The organism is Acinetobacter sp. 3657 (assembly GCF_031456775.1).
Lineage (GTDB): Bacteria > Pseudomonadota > Gammaproteobacteria > Pseudomonadales > Moraxellaceae > Acinetobacter.
Genome location: NZ_JAVDVH010000001.1, coordinates 346226 through 363899 on the forward strand (window position 1 = coordinate 346226; position 17674 = coordinate 363899).

Here is a 17674-nt window from a genome sequence, read left to right on the forward strand (position 1 = left end):
TTGCCGATGGCAGAAATACAAAACGGCTAAATAATGATGAAAGATCTACTCACTTTTTTGTTTGATTGAGAAAAGTTATTTATCTAGATCAAAATCTTTATCAAATTGTATGATGCTGTGTTACATTTTTAGCTTGGTTAACATCACTATAAGTGCGGTATGACTCTATTTTCATGGCAACAATTACGTCAATTTGTTTATAAAACACTACATGATGATGACTATCAAACCCGCTTTAGCCGCTGTGTTAACTACTTTTTAATTATTCTGATTGTGGCGAATGCCTCTGCAGTCATCCTTGAATCGATAGATTCAATTTTTTATCCATATAAAATTTTATTTGAAATATTTGAAAATGTATCGATTGCTATTTTTTCAATTGAATACTTACTCAGAGTATGGAGTATTGCAGAAAAAGATCCAGAATCATCCGCATGGAAACAACGCTTTGCATGGATGAAAAGTGGTGGGGCAATCATCGACCTGCTTGCAATCTTACCTGCTTATCTAAACTTCTTCGTCAACTTCGATTTACGTGTACTGCGAATTTTACGACTTTTACGTTTATTAAAATTGACGCGCTATTTTGTCTCCTTACAAATTCTGCTGAGAGTCATTCAACGCGAAAAGGGTTCTTTTCAGGCTGTTATTTTTATTTTAGTCATTATGATCGTCATGACTGCATCAGCGATGTATGTGGTTGAGAATAAAGTACAACCAGAAGCATTTAGTTCAATACCTCAGTCCATGTGGTGGGCAGTTGTCACATTAACGACAGTGGGCTATGGTGACGTGACACCTGTGACCAATGTGGGGCGTATATTAGGTGCTTTGATCACGATTTTGGGTGTAGGTATTGCAGCTTTGCCCGCGGGTATTTTGGCATCAGGACTAGCCAACGAATTAAATCAAAGGAATCAACGATTAGAACAAGAGTTTCGCGAAGCGTTACAAATTCGGGGGCTTGATTTATTACATGATCAACGTGAAATTGAAAAGATTCGTATTGGGGTTGGCTTACCCAAAGAGCAAACCCATGAAATTATTATGCAATTGGTCAAGGAAAAGCTACTAGAAGAACAAGAGCAAGAAAACCAACAGAAACAAAAAACCTATTGCCCACATTGTGGTGAAAAGTTATCCGACTAAATATCAATTTTATTGTAATAATCAATAAAAAGTTGAGAGAATTAACTGTTATAGTAAGTGAAAATTTGAACAAATGAATTATTTTTCTATATGAGTTTACTTACTTTTTTCTCTTTTATTGTTTATTCAACCGTAACTTCAATTACCCCTGGTCCAAATAATATTATGTTGGCCGCTTCGGGTTTGAATTTTGGCTTAAAACGAAGCATCCCGCATATTTTAGGGATTGGTTTTGGCTTTGGTGTGATGGTGATTCTGGTCGGTTACGGGATTGGTGCTGCACTTGGTTCTTCGCCTTTGCTTTATGAAGTCTTAAAAATCGTCGGTATTAGCTATTTATTGTATTTAGCCTACAAAATCTATCGAGCAGGTAGCATTAAAACCGATACCAAAGTTGATAAACCATTAAGTTTCATTGGCGCAGCGTTGTTTCAATGGGTCAATCCCAAAGCATGGATTATGGCAATGGGTGCAATTACCACTTATAGTTCTGCAAATAGTCGATTGGTGGAATTTATTTTTATCGGTGTGATCTTTGGCTTGGTGAGTATACCAAGTGTTGGGGTGTGGGCGTATATGGGGGAAAGGTTGAAAACGATCGTAAATCACCCCCAAAAAGTACAATGGTTTAATACCGCGATGGCATTGTTATTGGTTGCCTCCGTTATTGTACCGATTAAAGATTCAGTTCAATTTTTTATCCACTAAACTTTTAAAGGCTTTAACTAAACTAGCCATATCTTCGAGAGTCTAAGCTGCAAATTTTAATATTTTATTGACAATTTTTAATAGTTTGCTTGAATTTTATAGGGAAGTATGGCGATTTATCTGGTTTTAAAATTATGCCTTAAATCAGAACTGTCGCCTAACAATGTTTAATAAAACTTAATGTGGATGTTGGTGGTTTAGTAAAAATTAAAAAAAAAGATAACAATAATAATTATCATTTATGATACTTTCTTATTTGATGTTTATCGTAATTTTTAAGCATTTTTTAAGGTTGTTTATTAAATGAAATTCTCCCGACATGATTAAACGGCGCTATTTACTAGTGTTACTCATTCCTTTGGCATTGATTTCCTTGTTCGTTGGTGTTGGGGATATGAGCATTGCTGGTTTGATTGCAGGCAATCCGCAAGACTGGCAGCTTTTTTGGACGAGTCGCTTACCACGTTTGATGGCGATTGTTGTTGCAGGTGCTGGTCTAAGTGTCTGTGGCTTAATTATGCAGTCACTGAGTCGGAACCGTTTTGTTTCACCAACCACAGCAGGTTTATATGACTGTGCGCGGCTAGGTGTTTTGATTTCGATTATTTTACTTCCAAGTGCTTCCATTTTTGCCAAAACTGGATTTGCCATCATTGTCACGCTGGTTGGTGCGATGACGTTTATGAGCATCCTCGCCACATTAAAGCATCGAGATACGGTATTTGTTCCATTAGTCGGGATGATTTTTGGCAGTATTATTTCTGCATTTACGACTTTTATTGCTTTGCAACTTGATTTGTTGCAGAACTTAGCAGGGTGGTTACAAGGGGATTTCTCGACCATTTTGAATGGTCAATATGAATTGATCTATTTAAGTATTCCTGTACTGGTACTGATTTATATATTTGCCAATCGTTTTGTGTTGGCGGGCTTAGGTGAGGATTTTGCAACGAATCTTGGCTTAAATTATAAACAGACACTTTTTTTAGGTTTGCTGCTGATCTCGGTGATTACCGGTGTGGTGATTGTTACGGTGGGGGCGATTCCATTTCTCGGTTTAATCGTACCAAATCTAGTGAGCCTTTATTTGGGTGATCATATTCGTAAGACACTCTCACATACGGCATTGCTTGGTGCATTGCTGGTCTTGCTTTGTGATGTTTTTGGGCGGGTGGTGATTTATCCGTATGAGGTTTCTGTCAGCCTGATAATGGGTGTGGTCGGTAGCGTGATCTTCCTGTGGTTATTACTCAGGAGGTATCGTTATGCATAATACGACGAAGCTGGTTGTGCTTGCGGTTGCTGTATTGGTCAGCATTGGATTATACCTCGGTTGGAATCTCGGGATTGCATGGCAGTATGCACTGGGACTGCGTTTAAGAACGGTCGCTGCAATTGTCGTTGCAGGTGTTGCTGTTGGTGTTTCAACTTTGGTTTTTCATACGATTGTGAATAATCGCGTGGTCACACCACAAGCCTTAGGTTTGGATAAATTATACGAACTATCTAAAACTGCAATTATTTATTTTTTTGGTGCGAGTACGTTATTGTCGCTTAACTTTGTGACTGATTATTTGATCAGTTTGTTGTTAATGGTGACTTTTGCTTTATTACTTTATCGCTTCATTTTTCAGAAAGTTGCACAACAAAATATTTATTTTTTGCTGTTGGTTGGTCTGATTTGTTCGACTCTATTCGACAACATGACCACCTTTTTTCAGGTGTTGCTCGATCCTGATGAGTTTCAGGTTGCCGCGTATGCTGGGTTCGCCAGTTTTAATGTCGTGAAAATGGAAACGGTTTCACTATCTTTACTGACAATTCTCCCCATTCTTTTTTACAGTTTTAGACATTATCACAAGCTGAATGTGATGGCGTTGGGACGAGATCATGCATTAAATCTTGGACTGGACTATGACAAAACCAGTCGGTTGTTACTGGTTTTAGTGGTGTTTGCACTTGCATCTGCAACAGCACTCGCAGGTCCAATGATGTTCCTTGGTTTATTGGTACTCAATATTACGTTGGAACTGTTTAAAACCCATCAGCATCATATTTTACTGATCGGCATTATTTTAGTGAGTGTGCTTTGTCTCATGCTCGGTCAATTTATCGTATTACATGTACTGAATTTCAAAACCACATTGAGCGTCATTATCAACTTTGTCGGTGGAATTTATTTCTTCTGGATTTTATTGAAGGAAAATAAAAAATGGCAATAGAGCTGAAGAATTTACGAAAAAGCTATCATCAACAGTGCGTCGTCAATCATGTCTCACTCACGATTGCCAAAGGTCAATTTACTGCATTTATTGGACCCAATGGTGCAGGTAAAAGTACGCTGCTTTCCATCATGAGTCGTTTGATTGATGCAGATCAAGGGCAGGTCATGCTGGATGGTCAGGATTTACAAGACATGAAAAGTGCGGATATCGCCAAAAAAATGGCGATTTTAAAACAGTCCAATCATACCGAATTGCGTCTGAGTATTGAGGATTTGGTGGCATTTGGTCGTTTTCCGTATTCACAGGGGCGTTTGACCAAGCAAGACCACGAAATTATTGATCGCTCCATTGCTTATATGGATCTGCAATCGATGCGTCATCGTCAGCTAAGTGAGTTGTCAGGTGGACAACGCCAACGTGCCTACATTGCGATGATTCTGGCACAGGACACCGAATATATCTTGTTGGATGAGCCGTTGAACAACTTAGATATGAAGCATTCTGCGCAAATTATGCGTGTGCTGAAAGATCTTGCTGAAAATCATGGCAAATCCATCATTGTGGTGATTCATGATATTAACTTTGCCTCAGTGTATGCCGATCACATTATTGCAATGAAAAATGGTGAGTTGGTCTATCAAGGGCATCCACAGCAGATCATGAATGAAATAACTTTAGAAGCGATCTTTGATTTTCATATCCCGATTCAACAAATTCAGCAACACAAATTAGGTTTGTATTTTATTAGTTAGGAGTCCGTTATGCTATTCAAAAAGACATTGCCGATCATGATGTTGAGTGCAGTATTGGCTGCATGTGGTCATTCAAATGAACCCTCTGCGGCACAGGAAGGAACCACTAATTCACATGAGATGATGAGTTTTAGCAGTAAAGCGGGTCAGATTTCGATTCCATCCACTTTGTCACGTATTGCGGTATTAGATACCAACGCCCTGAATACCATTCATACACTTGGGGCAGATGACAAAGTGGTTGCTTTACCCAAAGGTACGCCGTTACCTGCGGTTCTACAAAACTTTAGTGATGGTCAATATCTGGATGTTGGCACAGTAAAAGAGCCAAATCTGGAAAAAATTGCGGGTAGTCAGCCTGAGTTGATCTTGATGAGTGGACGCATGGAAAATCTGGTGAATCAGATTAAACAAATTGCACCAACTTATTTTGTAGATGTGGATTACAACGATCAGTTTAATTCGTTTAAACAACAAACCTTGAATATTGCAGAAATGGTCGGCAAAAAACCTGAGGCAGAACAACAATTAAAAACCTTGGAGCAAGACATTGCCGCATTAAAAGCAAAAACCAAAGGTAAAACTGCATTGGTGATTTTGGTGAACAACAGCAAGATTGCTGCCTACGGTTCAGGTTCACGGTTTGGCAATATCCATGATTTATACGGTTTTACCCCAGCAGATGCTTCGATTAAAGTGGGTTTACATGGGATGGCTATTTCACATGAGTTCATTGCCCAGAAAGATCCAGACTATTTATTCGTGATTGATCGTGGTGCTGCAATCACGGGCAATCAAGAGGGTGCAAAACGTGTGTTAAATAACAATATTGTCAATCAATCCAAAGCGGCCAAAAATGGCAATATTGTTTATTTGGATTCGAGCAACTGGTATTTAATGAATAACGGTTTGGGTGGTATGCAGGCGATGTTGAAAGAGGTAGCTGATATTGTGAAATAACATTCAGTGATGATGCCTTGTATTCTATTGAGCAGAATCTGTCGTTAAGCAACGACAGATTCTTTTTTATCAGCGTATTTTGCATATGCCAACGCGATTAATAAAATCACTAAACCGCCTAAACTGAGTACGAAACCCACCCAAATCGGTGCTAACCAACCCATATTATGGCTCAGTACCCATCCACCTAAAAAAGCGCCTAATGCATTAGCTAGGTTGAAGGCTGAGTGATTCAACGATGCAGCTAATGTTTGTGCATCACCTGCAATATCCATTAAATGCGTTTGTAAGGCACTGCCTAAACCAATCACGGTAAAACCAATCAAAAATAAAGCTGAGATAGCCGTATATAGATTTGCCATCATAAAACTGGCGAGCACGAAGGTGAGTGCAGAACTGATTAAAATCCCAATCATGGTTTTAAACAAATACCGATCTGCGAGCCAACCAGCAACCAAACCACCAATCACCATACCCACACCCCAGATCGCCAATGCAATTGGAACAACGGAAATATCGGCATGTGTATATTCAGTGAGGATTGGGGAGACGTAACTATAAACGGAAAACATGCCGCCAAAACCAATCGCACCAACTGCTAGGGTGAGCCACATATTGATATTTTTTAAGCCTTTCAATTCTGCTCTAATACTTGCCGTTTTTTGTGGGCGAATATTGGGCACAAAAAGTCCGATGCCGATCAAGGTAATAAAGGCAATGACAGCAGAAAATTCAAAACCAGTTTTCCAGCCGAATTGTTGACCGAGCCATGTTGCGATGGGTACACCAATCACATTGGCAATGGTTAAACCCATCATTACTTGTGCAATAGCAATCGCACGACGTTGCTTACCTGCTAACTCGGCTGCGACTAGCGCAGCAACACCAAAGTAAGCACCATGTGGAAAACCAGCAATAAAACGTGAAACGAGCATGGTCTCTGATGTAGTTGCGAACGCTGTAGCGGCATTTGCCAAACCGTAAAACAGCATTAAACCTAGCAATAATGTTTTACGTGGGACTTTAGCGCCTAAGATCGCAATAATGGGAGCACCAACCATCACGCCGAGCGCATAAGCACTGATGAAATAGCCTGCATGGGGAACACTGACATTTAAATCTGTGGCTATTTCTTGGATCAGTCCCATTGCAACAAATTCAGTTGTGCCAATACAAAAACTACCAATCGCAAGTGAAAAAATCACCAAAAATAAAGAATAGTTTTTTGACAGGGAAGAAAGAGAGGGAGAGCTTGGGGAAGACATACGATCTCGAAACATATAAAGCGACGATATTATATCGAGCAGATCACAGAAATGTGAAAAAGAACACAAATTTTATATATGCAACCTAAGATTGAAATAGCAGGCCAAAATAGTAATACTAAATCTTTATGATAATTATTTTCATTTATGTATAATGCATTTCATAGACTAATTGGCTGAACCACTACACTTAATCAATGAGTATGTGGATGAATGGATGGGAAACAACTGTGAAAAAATTATTGATTGCTTCATTGGCTTTAATCTCAGGTTATAGTGCTGCACACGAGCCTTATGTTGCACCTATTGCATATCAAACGACAAATACCCAAGTCGCAATTTTAGCAGGTTATGCTGAAGAAGCCTTGAACAGTGAATATGCGCTAAAAAGTCCTAAGTTTGAAATCACAAATCCAAAACAAGTTAAAAGTACGATAGAGCCAGACTCGAAACTTGGTTCTACCACAGTATTTGATTTGAAATTACCTGAAGCGGGTACTTATAGTGTACAAACCAAAGCAAGCTATCCATTGAAGTATGTGCAAGACCAAAAAGAATGGAAATTATTTTTTGATTTAGCGGAAGACAAAGCACCAGCAAAAGCTGAACGGGATTATTTGATTCCTGCTGATCTCAAAGGTAAGAAAATTGCCCCAGTTGAAGTGACGCGTGAATGGTCATTATTTACCTATATCACAAAAGAGAAAAGTTCACCTGTACAGTCAACTGCAGCGCCGATTCAAGTTGAGTTTTTAACTCATCCAAATGAGTTAAAAGCGAATCAGACGGCGAAAGTAAAGGTTGCGAAAGCGAATAAGCCATTAGCAAATGCTGAAGTTGTGCTTCGCGCTAAAGGTGCAACGGACGAACAAGCGAAAACCCTAAAAGCAAATACAGATGGGACGGTGGATTTAGTTTTCCCAAGTGCAGGGGAGTATTTAGTCGAAGTTACAGAGTCGGTTGATAGTAAGAAAAAACCAAGTAATCAGTTCTATAGCATTATTAGTTTGTCTGTAAATTAAGAAAAGGAAAGGCTAATCTCTAGAATGGATTAGCCTTTTTTTAATCAAATTTGCCCGCTTTCGTTTTATTCATCAGTTTGATTCATTGTGTTCATCATCCATCGCGTTGCTATAGAATTTTACGCCGAGTTTGATGCGATCGCGTCCATTGCCCATACGCCAGCGATTGGTATCTCTGAGTGAATAAACACAGCCACAATACTCTTGCTGATAGAATTCTTCACGTTTACTGACTTCCAGCATCCTGACAGCACCACCGTTTTTACGCCAGTTATAGTCCCAATATTGCATTTCGGGATAATGAGATGCGGCTCGAAGACCACAGTCGTTGATTTGCTGCATATTCTTCCAACGCGAAATACCCAACGAACTGCTAATTAAGCCAAAGCCATGTTCATGGGCATACAATGCAGTTCTTTCAAAGCGCATATCAAAACACATGGTGCAGCGAATGCCTTTCTCAGGTTCGTCCTCCATACCTTTGGCGCGTGCAAACCAATTGTCGGTATCGTAGTCACAGTCAATAAACGGAATATTATGCTTTTCTGCAAAACGAATATTTTCTTCTTTACGAATCAAATATTCTTTGACTGGATGGATGTTGGGATTATAAAAAAAGATCGAAAAGTCGATACCAGATTCGATTAATGTTTCCATGACTTCACCTGAACAAGGTGCGCAGCATGAATGTAATAATAATTTATCGTGACCTTCAGGCAGTGTAAGCTTTTGGCGTTCAAGAGACATGGCAAACAAAGATAAATAAGTGAATAATCTCCTATTGTAAAAGCTTTCTGATCGTCTTGAATTTGAATTAAGTGAAATATTCTCAGGTTGAACTGAATTTTTCTAATTAAAAATACGCTTGAAGGTTTCGGATAGCTCAGTATATGCGCTTGAATCGACAGAATATGCGTTCAACTTTTTAAGATTATTAAAATTCATTTTACCTAAGAATAATGAGGTAAAATTCATGTTGAGACAAGCTCATTAATTCCATGTTAAGATGAATTAAATTCAATTTTTGGTTCGTATCGTGCTAGAACTTCGTCATTTAAAAACACTGACTGCTTTAAGAGAGCATGGTTCATTGGTTGCAGCCGCAGCAGATTTATGTCTTACGCCTTCGGCAATTTCGCATCAACTCAAAGAGCTTGATCACTGGTATGGTATTGAAGTGGTCAATCGCCGTAGCCGCCCAGTGACCTTTTCTAATGTTGGAGAACGCTTGCTCAAACTTGCAGATGATGTATTGCCGCAGGTGCAAATTACCCAAACCGATATTGCACGTATCGTACATGGGCAAACAGGGCGGATCATCTTCTCATCTGAGTGTCATAGTTGTTTTGATTGGTTGATGCCTTTGTTAAATCAATATCGTCACCAATATCCCGATGTTGACTTGGATTTTGCCGCAGGCTTTGAATCAAACCCACATGAATTACTCCAAAATGCAGAATTTGATTTATTGATTACGGCAGATCCGATTGCACTCAAGGGGATCGCGTATTTCCCAATCTTTGAATATGAGTCACGCTTGGTGTTATCTAACACACATCCTTTTGTTCGTGCAGAACATGTATCTGTACAAGATTTGGCAGAAGAAACCTTAATCACTTATCCTGTCGATAAACATCGTTTGGACATCATGGCGCATTTGTTTATTCCTGAAAATATTCAACCGAAACATATTCGAACTACCGATTTGACGCAGATGTTAATTCAGCTCGTTGCCAGTGGGCGAGGGATCGCGGCTTTGCCTGATTGGGTGGTCAATGAATATGAGCAAAAAGGTTGGGTGGTTAGTCGTCGTTTGGATTGCGTTTCACCTCAAGGGCTAAGACGTACCTTATATGCTGGCTATCGTTCTGAAGATAAAGAAAAGAATTATTTTGAGGGCTTTTTAAAGCAGTTGGAAAAATTTTCGCAGAAACGAGCTGTTTATTATGAAAAATAGTTAAAACAAGCGTCTGTTGAATAGGTAGTCAATGAAATTAACTTTTCTACGCTACCTGTTAGACGGTTTTCTATCAAAATGGATGTACGACGAAGATTAAGATTTCCCAATAAAAACAGATAAAATCCCAGCGGCGATAAGTGGGCCAACAGGAACGCCTCTCAGCAACGCAACACCAGCGACAGTTCCGATCAATAAGCCTGCGATGACATCGGGTTGGCTGGTCATGAGTTTCATGCCACGGCCTCCCAGCCATGCAACCAATAATCCGATAGCAATGGCGATTAAAGACTTCACACTGATAAAAGACTTTAAAATATTCTCGCCACTTATTTTCCCGCTAGCGATAGGCGCAAGCACGCCGATAGTGAGAATAATAATTCCAATGTTTAATCCATATTGTTGGATATAAGGGAAAAATTGTTCTAACGGTGTGAGTTTTACCAGTATCAGTACCCCAGTTGCTATCGTCACCGCAGTATTATGACTAAAAACACCAACAGCGAGTAAGATGAGCAGAACCAATAGATTGATATCGAGTTGTGAAAACATATCGCCGTCATTTATAAATAAAGTTGAATTGTATCGCAATTTATCAGGCTGCTCTTTAATAAATTACATGATCGCAAAGTAAGCGAATCCTGTGAAAAACCTTGAATATGCCGTTATTAAGATTTTACTGCATGGCGTTCATGCATTTTTGCTTGATAAAGTTGATCAAACTCGTATGCAAGGTCAGCAAGTGTCGTTGCTTTTAATTTTGCTAAAAGAATATTTTGTGCCTGTTGCATTGCATCTTCTAAGGCTGCATTTACAACACGTTCGACACCACACTCTGGATTTTGTCTTTCATTACCCATAGCAAAAATTGTTGGCTCACCCACTGCATTATAAATATCTAGTAAAGTAATTTTCTCTAAATCGGCGATAAGATGCCAACCACCCTTAGGTCCTTTTTCTGATTGGATAAAACCAGCGGTTTTCAATCCAGCCATCGTGCGTCTAACGACCACTGCATTGGTTGATAGCATATTGGCGATCTCTTCCGAAGTAAAAATTTTATTCTGTCTGGCCATGTGAAGCAGTACATGAAGCATACGAGAAAGCTTGCTGTCGATACGCATAAGATAAAAAATCAAATGTTGAAAAGGATTATTAATGTAACATTAAAAGTTGCAAATATGAATGAAAAGTATTACTGTAACTTTAAAAGTTACTTAATGGTGTTGAAATGAATTATGATGTTGCAATCATTGGAGGGAGTTATGCGGGCTTAGCGGCAGCGTTACCTTTAGGACGAGCGAGAAGGCGTGTGGTGGTCATCGATGCAGGGCAGCGCAGAAATCGTTTTGCAGATCATTCACATGGATTTCTCACGCAAGATGGTACTGCAGCGAGTGAAATAGCTCAGATCGGAAAGCAACAATTACTTCAGTATAAAACTGTAGATTGGATGGATGGATTCGTCAAACGGATTGAACGGAAAGAAGATAACTTCCATCTTTGTATTGATGGAACACATGCAGTCAGCGCTAAAAAGATCATTGTAGCAACAGGTGTGAAAGATCAACTACCTGAAATCAAAGGACTTGCGGAGCGTTGGGGCAAAAGTATTTTTCATTGTCCTTATTGTCATGGCTATGAACTCAACCAAGGACGTATTGGTCTTATTGCCAGCTCAGAAAACGCTGCGCACATGGCGATGATGTTGCCTGAATGGGGGAGTGTGACTTTCTTTTTAAATGGACAAAAAATCGAGGCAGAAATACAAGCACAACTTATTGAGCGCGGTGTCATTATTGAACAACGAATCATTAAGGAAATCGTGGGACAAAGTGAGATTATTCTTGAAAATGAAGAGCATCTTTCAATGGATGGTATTTTTGTCACAACTCAATGTTTAATTTCACAAGACTGGATAGCACATTTAGGCTGTGAAATAGAGAAAAATGTAATGGGTGAGATGATTAAGACCAATGCGCTAAAAGAAACATCTGTCGCTGGTGTTTTTGCCTGCGGTGATGTGGCGAGATTGGGTGGTTCTGTATCACTTGCTGTTGGGGATGGAACAATGGCGGGTGTGGCAGCACACCGATCACTGATATTTTAATTAAAATTTAAAGGTCATTTTCCATGAAAAATATGGAGATGACCTTTGATTGATTTTATATTTAAGCTAACTTTCTGTTCGCTTCATATTGATAGCTCACAATTTGTTCATCCCAAAATTGTTGCCATAAATCACAGTACTCAAAACAAATTTTACGAATAGATGCATAGTCGGCTTCAGTACATGCTTGAGCAAGGACAAACCATAAATCATCTTCGTGATCATCGTCTGCGGCTTCAGATGTCGCATCATGCGATACACCATGCACATGATAATATCCGCTGCTCACATCAAAGCCAACCGAATGGGTTGCTTGGCGCAAGGCAGGACTAAATAAAATCACTTCTTCTTCTGCCACAGCCAACAGTGCAGTAACTGAACGATAGCAATCAAAAGAGTTTTCTAGATATGCACGAACTTTTTGCGCGATGATTGAAGGTAAATAGTTATTGCGTTCCGCTTGAGTTAATTCAAAATCATCAAGGACGTCTTCAAATAATGGATAATGTGCATATTCTGGATTTCCAGAATAATATTCATCTTTATCGAGTGCAGGGCGGAAACCAAACTCATCTAATATATTAAGATTTAATAAAAAACGAGGGTACATTTTGGAACCAGATAATAATCGAGGTTCTAATTGTTTTGTTTGGAATTGCGCCATCAGCAAAGCATCGGTAAATACCTGTACGATTGCATGGCGATATTCTAAATGAATGTGTTTTAAGGTCTCCTTATCAATTAAACCGTCATTTAGAAGTTGGATTGCGGGGTGTTTAGATACTGGATGATTTGAAATTTCTGCTCTTAATGTCTTCAGAAAATTCACATTGTTGTTCCATGCATCGGCAGAAATACTATTTTTCATTCCGTCTATAGCTTTCTGTCTAGGGTTGTCAAAGTTTTCAAATTTTTTTGGCATAGTTTTTTACTCAATGAATTAATAAATATTATTGCTTTTCCAATGGTATAGTTCGATTTTTTTGGTTGCTTATGAATATAACTATTGGCCCAACCAAAGATATTTTTATTGGATAAATTAAATATAAGATGAATTTTTTGTGAAATCAATTTTTTCAATAAGCTAAATAATCTCAATTTAGATTGATAATTAATCAAAATTGCACTAAAAGGTGAATTAATGCACAATATATTTTAATTTTTTTAGAAATAGAAAGATTTTTTTACAAATCAGCTTGTTTATAACCTCATTTTTGCTTAATTTATAAGAGAGATAATATGGAAAAACTTATATTTTCTGTAATGATCTTAAAATAATATGAAAAAGCATGGTTGCCAGAATTGTCCAGCTTATAAACCATGCCTAAATAATACATTAATTTTTTTTAAAGAATTCTAAAAAGGATAATAAAATGTCAAAAAAAGAAGATATTATTGCAACGGCTCTAAACCTCTTTAATCGTCATAGTTTCAGTTCGGTAGGCGTAGATCGAATTATTGCTGAGTCCAACGTTGCAAAAATGACGTTCTATAAATACTTTCCTTCCAAAGAAAATTTGATCGAGGAGTGTTTATCTCGAAGAAATAAAAGTATTCAAGAAGCGATTGAGCAAGAAATTAACTTACTCAAAGAAGATGATTACTTGGGTAAAATTAAAGCGGTCTATTTTTGGCACTTAGGTTGGTTCAATTCTGATGATTTTCATGGATGTATGTTTCAAAAAGCATCCCTGGAAATCTTACAACAATACCCATCTATTATTGGTCCAATTGTAGCGTATAGAGAGTGGTTGATGGGATTGCTTGAGGATTTGTTCGAAAAAGCCAAAGTCTTTCAACCTCATGTGCTTACATCGATGTATGTCAATATCTTAGATGGTATGACTGCCTATGCAAAAGTGACCAAAGATCACAGCGAAATTGAAGAGTGTTGGTATTATATTGAACGACTGATTACTTTGGATGCAGCCTAAGTCATCATTTTTAACTGAATTTTTATTTTTCATGGATTTAAGCTAAATAAAAAAACCGAGTCAATTGACTCGGTTTTTTTAGATCTCATCTGAAAATTACTTTTCAACAAAAGCACGTTCGATCACATAATCGCCCATAACACCCATACGTGGTGATTCGACTAAACCATGCTGATCAAGTAGCGCAGCCACATCTTTTAGGAAAGCTGGGCTACCACAAAGCATGGCACGGTCAGTTTCACGATTAAAACGAGGTAAACCAATTTTCTCAAACAGTTCACCAGTCTCAATCGCTGTAGTTACACGACCTTGCGTGTGGAACGGTTCGCGCGTCACGGTTGGGTAGTAAATCAATTTATCTTTGATGCCTAATTCTTCAAAGAACTCATGGTTTGGAAGCTCATTTAGGATTAAGTCTTGGTAAGCAAGTTCTGAAATATAACGTGTACCATGTACCATGATCACTTTCTCAAACTTTTCGTAAGTTTCTGGATCACGAAGCAGAGAAAGGAATGGCGCAAGTCCAGTACCAGAAGATAAAAGATATAAATTTTTACCTGGTAACAAATCGTCGTGTACTAAAGTACCTGTCGGTTTTTTAGAAATCAGGATTTCATCACCTACTTGTACTTTTTGTAAGATTGAGGTGAGTGGACCATCTTGTACTTTAATTGAGAAGAACTCTAACTCTTCTTCATAATTCGCACTTGCGATCGAATAAGCACGCATTAAAGGCTTACCATTCACTTCAAGTCCGATCATCACGAACTGACCATTTTTAAAACGTAGGCTCGTATCGCGTGTTGTTTTAAAGCTGAAAAGAGTGTCATTCCAGTGGTGAACATGAGTAATGCGTTCAACGTTAAAAGCAGCCATTAAAGGTCTCGATCACATATAAAAGAAACAGATTGCTATTCTAATCTAAAATCATTCTCGATAAACTGAATATATTTAATTGTGTTTATCAGAAAAAGTGATGAGTAACTCTGTAATGATGCCGATAATCGGTTATATGCATTCTCCTTATCGTGAGAAATTTGGCATCCCAAGGCAGCCGAACTTGGTGCAAATCGAGTCGTACATAGAGATGGTTGAACCTTATAATGAGATTTTGGCATTTGAGGGAATAGATGACTTTAGTCATTTGTGGTTGCTGTGGCAGTTTCATGAAAATAAACAAAATGATAGTGCTCCGAATCAAACGACTAAATTTCGTGCACAAGTCCGTCCGCCGCGTCTCGGGGGCAACCAAAAAATAGGTGTTTTTGCGACCAGAAGCATGTATCGGCCATCACCAATCGGTTTGTCTGTGGTTCGTTTTCTTCGTGTTGAAAAGCACGGCAAAGTGATTCGTTTATACGTCACAGGTAGTGATTTATTACATGGCACACCAATTCTTGATATTAAGCCTTATATTCAATATTCAGATGCAATTGAGGGATCGATCAGTGGTTATGCTCAAGATGAGCCGATCCGTAAGGATGTCATATGGGCAGAAACTGCTTCGCTACAGCAAAAACAACTGTTAAATCAGGCTATTCTAGATAAAAAGATATTGGATGAACTTGAACAAGTGTTATCTTTAGATCCTCGTCCAGCGTATCAAGAAGATACTGAGCGGGTGTATGGGATGTGTTTCGCTCACTTGAATATTCGTTTTACAGTCGATGAAAAGAATGTCACAGTGGTGAGTGTAGAGCAGTCCAATATAATTTAATTTAAAAATATAAATGATTCATAAATTTGGGGAAATTACGGTCATGCAAGCTGAGGCAAAATTTACGAACTTTTCTTTTACGATTGATGTGACTTGGTGCTTAGAGCAACTGCAAAAAGATGGTCGTATTACTGAACGAGATAAGTTGTTAATCCAAACCACACATCGTCAAAAAGAACAATTGAAATGGCATCCCTTACAATGGATTGCCAATTTTAATTTAAAAGATCAGTTAAATCCTGCTGCAACGCTAACTCTGCATCGTTTGTGTCAGTGGTTGGCGGAAAAAGCGGCTTTGCCCATGTTTGTGATTGATCCTTTAAAAGCGGATGTTGCTGCTTTAACCAGCGTGATGTCGCAAGAGTTCGCTGTTAGAAATCATATTTTGGCTGTTGAAGTACATGCTGATCGTATTTTGATTGGTACGGATCAGCCCTTTACATCGGAATGGGAAAATAACTTACAGCGTAGTTTGGCACCCAAGAAAATTGAACGAGTTTTATTAAATCCTGAACAACTACAACGATATTTACACGAATATTATCAAGTCAGTCGTGCTGTAAATTCTTCACAAAATACCAGCGCTTTTGATCGTGATAATAAAGGCGTAGAGGCGCTATTACAGTTAGGGGATACGCAAACTCCTGATGCGAATGATCAGCATATTGTCAAGCTGGTGGATTGGGTGTTGCAGTTTGCTTTTGAACAAGGGGCAAGTGATATTCACTTAGAACCAAGAAAAGACAAAGGCAAAGTGCGTTTTCGTATCGATGGTGTTTTGCACACCATTTATAATATGCCTGCAAACACTCTGACTGCCGTGATTTCTCGGATCAAAATCTTAGGGCGAATGAATGTCGCGGAAAAAAGAAAACCTCAAGATGGCCGTTTAAAAACACGGACACCAAAAGGGCAAGAAACAGAACTCCGTCTTTCAACTTTGCCTACTGCATTTGGCGAAAAGTTGGTGATGCGGATTTTTGATCCCGAAGTCTTGGTTCGCAGTTTTCAGCAATTGGGTTTTGAGGGGCATTTATTACAAAGTTGGCAGCAACTCACGCAGCACAGTCACGGTATTATCTTGGTGACGGGGCCGACAGGCTCAGGTAAAACCACGACGCTGTATTCTTCACTCAAACAGCTTGCAACCGAACAAGTCAATGTCTGTACCATTGAAGACCCGATTGAAATGCTTGAACCGAGCTTTAACCAAATGCAGGTAAATCCCAATATTGAACTGGGCTTTGCTGACGGGGTTCGCGCCCTAATGCGACAAGATCCCGATATTATTATGGTCGGGGAAATTCGTGACCATGATACCGCCAATATGGCAATTCAAGCTGCATTGACAGGGCATTTGGTATTATCAACACTACATACCAATGATGCACCATCAAGCTTAACCCGCTTACATGATTTGGGTGTACAGCCATTCTTAACCGCAGCCACGATTCTTGGTGTGCTTGCACAGCGTTTAGTGCGTCAACTGTGTCCACACTGCAAACAAGAAACCGCAATCAATGAGCAGGAATGGGAACACTTAACATTCGACTATATTATGGATATGCCAGCGACCATGTATAAAGCTGTCGGTTGTGAGGTATGCCGCCAGACTGGCTATAAAGGGCGAGTGGGTATTTATGAGTTTATGCCTGTAAGTTTGGAGTTGAAAACACAGATTAGTGCAAATGGCACATTAAATGATTTGAAAGCTCAAGCGAAAAAAGAAGGGGTTGAACCTTTAAGAATCGCGGGGGCACGTAAAGTCATAGAGGGTGTAACGACTCTAGAGGAAGTGCTAAGAGTTGTTCCTTTAAATTAGTACTATTATTTCAAGCAAAAAAAAGCAGTACGCGCTGACATACTGCTATTCCC

At 38.9% G+C, this 17674-nt stretch carries 18 protein-coding genes; 12 read left to right on the top strand and 6 right to left on the bottom strand.

Annotated features, from left to right (window positions below; all coding sequences use genetic code 11):
• The first annotated feature begins 159 nt into the window (after positions 1-159).
• The 6 genes from J2Y37_RS01580 (at position 160) to J2Y37_RS01605 (ending at position 5794) form a co-directional block, all read left to right on the top strand.
• Positions 160-1149: an ion transporter gene (locus J2Y37_RS01580; protein ID WP_349031628.1), complete on the top strand. Its 990-nt coding sequence runs from the start codon at positions 160-162 to the stop codon at positions 1147-1149.
• Positions 1150-1239: 90 nt separating this feature from the next.
• Positions 1240-1857: a LysE family translocator gene (locus tag J2Y37_RS01585; protein WP_241323102.1), complete on the top strand. Its 618-nt coding sequence runs from the start codon at positions 1240-1242 to the stop codon at positions 1855-1857.
• A 319-nt stretch (positions 1858-2176) separates the two neighbouring features.
• Positions 2177-3130 carry an iron chelate uptake ABC transporter family permease subunit gene (locus J2Y37_RS01590; protein WP_349031629.1) on the top strand — a complete coding sequence of 318 codons (954 nt, stop codon included), beginning with the start codon at positions 2177-2179 and terminating at the stop codon, positions 3128-3130.
• Positions 3123-4079 (top strand): iron chelate uptake ABC transporter family permease subunit, encoded by a 957-nt coding sequence (locus tag J2Y37_RS01595; RefSeq protein ID WP_349031630.1) that lies wholly within the window; start codon positions 3123-3125, stop codon positions 4077-4079. Before J2Y37_RS01590 ends, J2Y37_RS01595 begins: the two co-directional genes overlap by 8 nt.
• On the top strand, positions 4070-4834 hold the full coding sequence (locus J2Y37_RS01600; RefSeq protein ID WP_241323100.1) for an ATP-binding cassette domain-containing protein: 765 nt from the start codon (positions 4070-4072) through the stop codon (positions 4832-4834). Before J2Y37_RS01595 ends, J2Y37_RS01600 begins: the two co-directional genes overlap by 10 nt.
• A 9-nt stretch (positions 4835-4843) precedes the next feature.
• Positions 4844-5794, top strand: coding sequence for an ABC transporter substrate-binding protein (locus tag J2Y37_RS01605; RefSeq protein WP_349031631.1), 951 nt, complete (start codon positions 4844-4846; stop codon positions 5792-5794).
• 44 nt (positions 5795-5838) lie between these two features.
• Here J2Y37_RS01605 and J2Y37_RS01610 read toward each other — a convergent pair whose 3' ends face one another.
• Positions 5839-7059 carry an MFS transporter gene (locus tag J2Y37_RS01610; protein WP_349031632.1) on the bottom strand — a complete coding sequence of 407 codons (1221 nt, stop codon included), beginning with the start codon at positions 7057-7059 and terminating at the stop codon, positions 5839-5841.
• A 209-nt stretch (positions 7060-7268) separates the two neighbouring features.
• On the opposite strand from J2Y37_RS01610, the gene J2Y37_RS01615 reads away from it, so the two are divergent.
• Positions 7269-8081: a DUF4198 domain-containing protein gene (locus J2Y37_RS01615; RefSeq protein ID WP_349031633.1), complete on the top strand. Its 813-nt coding sequence runs from the start codon at positions 7269-7271 to the stop codon at positions 8079-8081.
• A gap of 72 nt (positions 8082-8153) precedes the next feature.
• On the opposite strand, the gene J2Y37_RS01620 is transcribed toward J2Y37_RS01615, so the two are convergent.
• Positions 8154-8828 (bottom strand): epoxyqueuosine reductase QueH, encoded by a 675-nt coding sequence (locus J2Y37_RS01620; RefSeq protein ID WP_349031634.1) that lies wholly within the window; start codon positions 8826-8828, stop codon positions 8154-8156.
• A 289-nt stretch (positions 8829-9117) separates the two neighbouring features.
• On the opposite strand from J2Y37_RS01620, the gene J2Y37_RS01625 reads away from it, so the two are divergent.
• Positions 9118-10038 carry a LysR family transcriptional regulator gene (locus tag J2Y37_RS01625; protein ID WP_349031635.1) on the top strand — a complete coding sequence of 307 codons (921 nt, stop codon included), beginning with the start codon at positions 9118-9120 and terminating at the stop codon, positions 10036-10038.
• Between the two features lie 96 nt (positions 10039-10134).
• Here the strand turns inward: J2Y37_RS01625 and J2Y37_RS01630 are convergent, their stop codons facing one another.
• A complete protein-coding gene (locus tag J2Y37_RS01630) occupies positions 10135-10590 on the bottom strand; it encodes a DUF441 domain-containing protein (RefSeq protein WP_349031636.1) in 456 nt (151 codons plus the stop codon).
• Positions 10591-10706: 116 nt separating this feature from the next.
• Positions 10707-11162, bottom strand: a complete 456-nt coding sequence (locus J2Y37_RS01635) for an Rrf2 family transcriptional regulator (protein WP_349031637.1) — start codon at positions 11160-11162, stop codon at positions 10707-10709.
• 107 nt (positions 11163-11269) lie between these two features.
• Here J2Y37_RS01635 and J2Y37_RS01640 point away from each other — a divergent pair, with 107 nt between their 5' ends.
• Complete coding sequence (locus J2Y37_RS01640; protein WP_349031638.1) at positions 11270-12148, top strand: NAD(P)/FAD-dependent oxidoreductase; 879 nt, start codon at positions 11270-11272, stop codon at positions 12146-12148.
• A gap of 61 nt (positions 12149-12209) precedes the next feature.
• Here the strand turns inward: J2Y37_RS01640 and J2Y37_RS01645 are convergent, their stop codons facing one another.
• Complete coding sequence (locus J2Y37_RS01645) at positions 12210-13070, bottom strand: hypothetical protein (RefSeq protein WP_349031639.1); 861 nt, start codon at positions 13068-13070, stop codon at positions 12210-12212.
• A gap of 451 nt (positions 13071-13521) precedes the next feature.
• Here J2Y37_RS01645 and J2Y37_RS01650 point away from each other — a divergent pair, with 451 nt between their 5' ends.
• Positions 13522-14082: a TetR/AcrR family transcriptional regulator gene (locus tag J2Y37_RS01650; RefSeq protein WP_004670728.1), complete on the top strand. Its 561-nt coding sequence runs from the start codon at positions 13522-13524 to the stop codon at positions 14080-14082.
• A 96-nt stretch (positions 14083-14178) separates the two neighbouring features.
• Here J2Y37_RS01650 and J2Y37_RS01655 read toward each other — a convergent pair whose 3' ends face one another.
• Complete coding sequence (locus J2Y37_RS01655) at positions 14179-14958, bottom strand: ferredoxin--NADP reductase (protein ID WP_005197395.1); 780 nt, start codon at positions 14956-14958, stop codon at positions 14179-14181.
• Positions 14959-15058: 100 nt separating this feature from the next.
• On the opposite strand from J2Y37_RS01655, the gene tsaA reads away from it, so the two are divergent.
• Together tsaA and J2Y37_RS01665 are read left to right on the top strand one after the other, a co-directional pair.
• Entirely contained in the window at positions 15059-15799 is a 741-nt protein-coding gene (gene tsaA / locus J2Y37_RS01660; RefSeq protein WP_349031640.1) for a tRNA (N6-threonylcarbamoyladenosine(37)-N6)-methyltransferase TrmO, read from the top strand.
• Between the two features lie 43 nt (positions 15800-15842).
• Positions 15843-17621, top strand: coding sequence for a GspE/PulE family protein (locus tag J2Y37_RS01665; protein WP_004670731.1), 1779 nt, complete (start codon positions 15843-15845; stop codon positions 17619-17621).
• Positions 17622-17674: the final 53 nt, after the last annotated feature.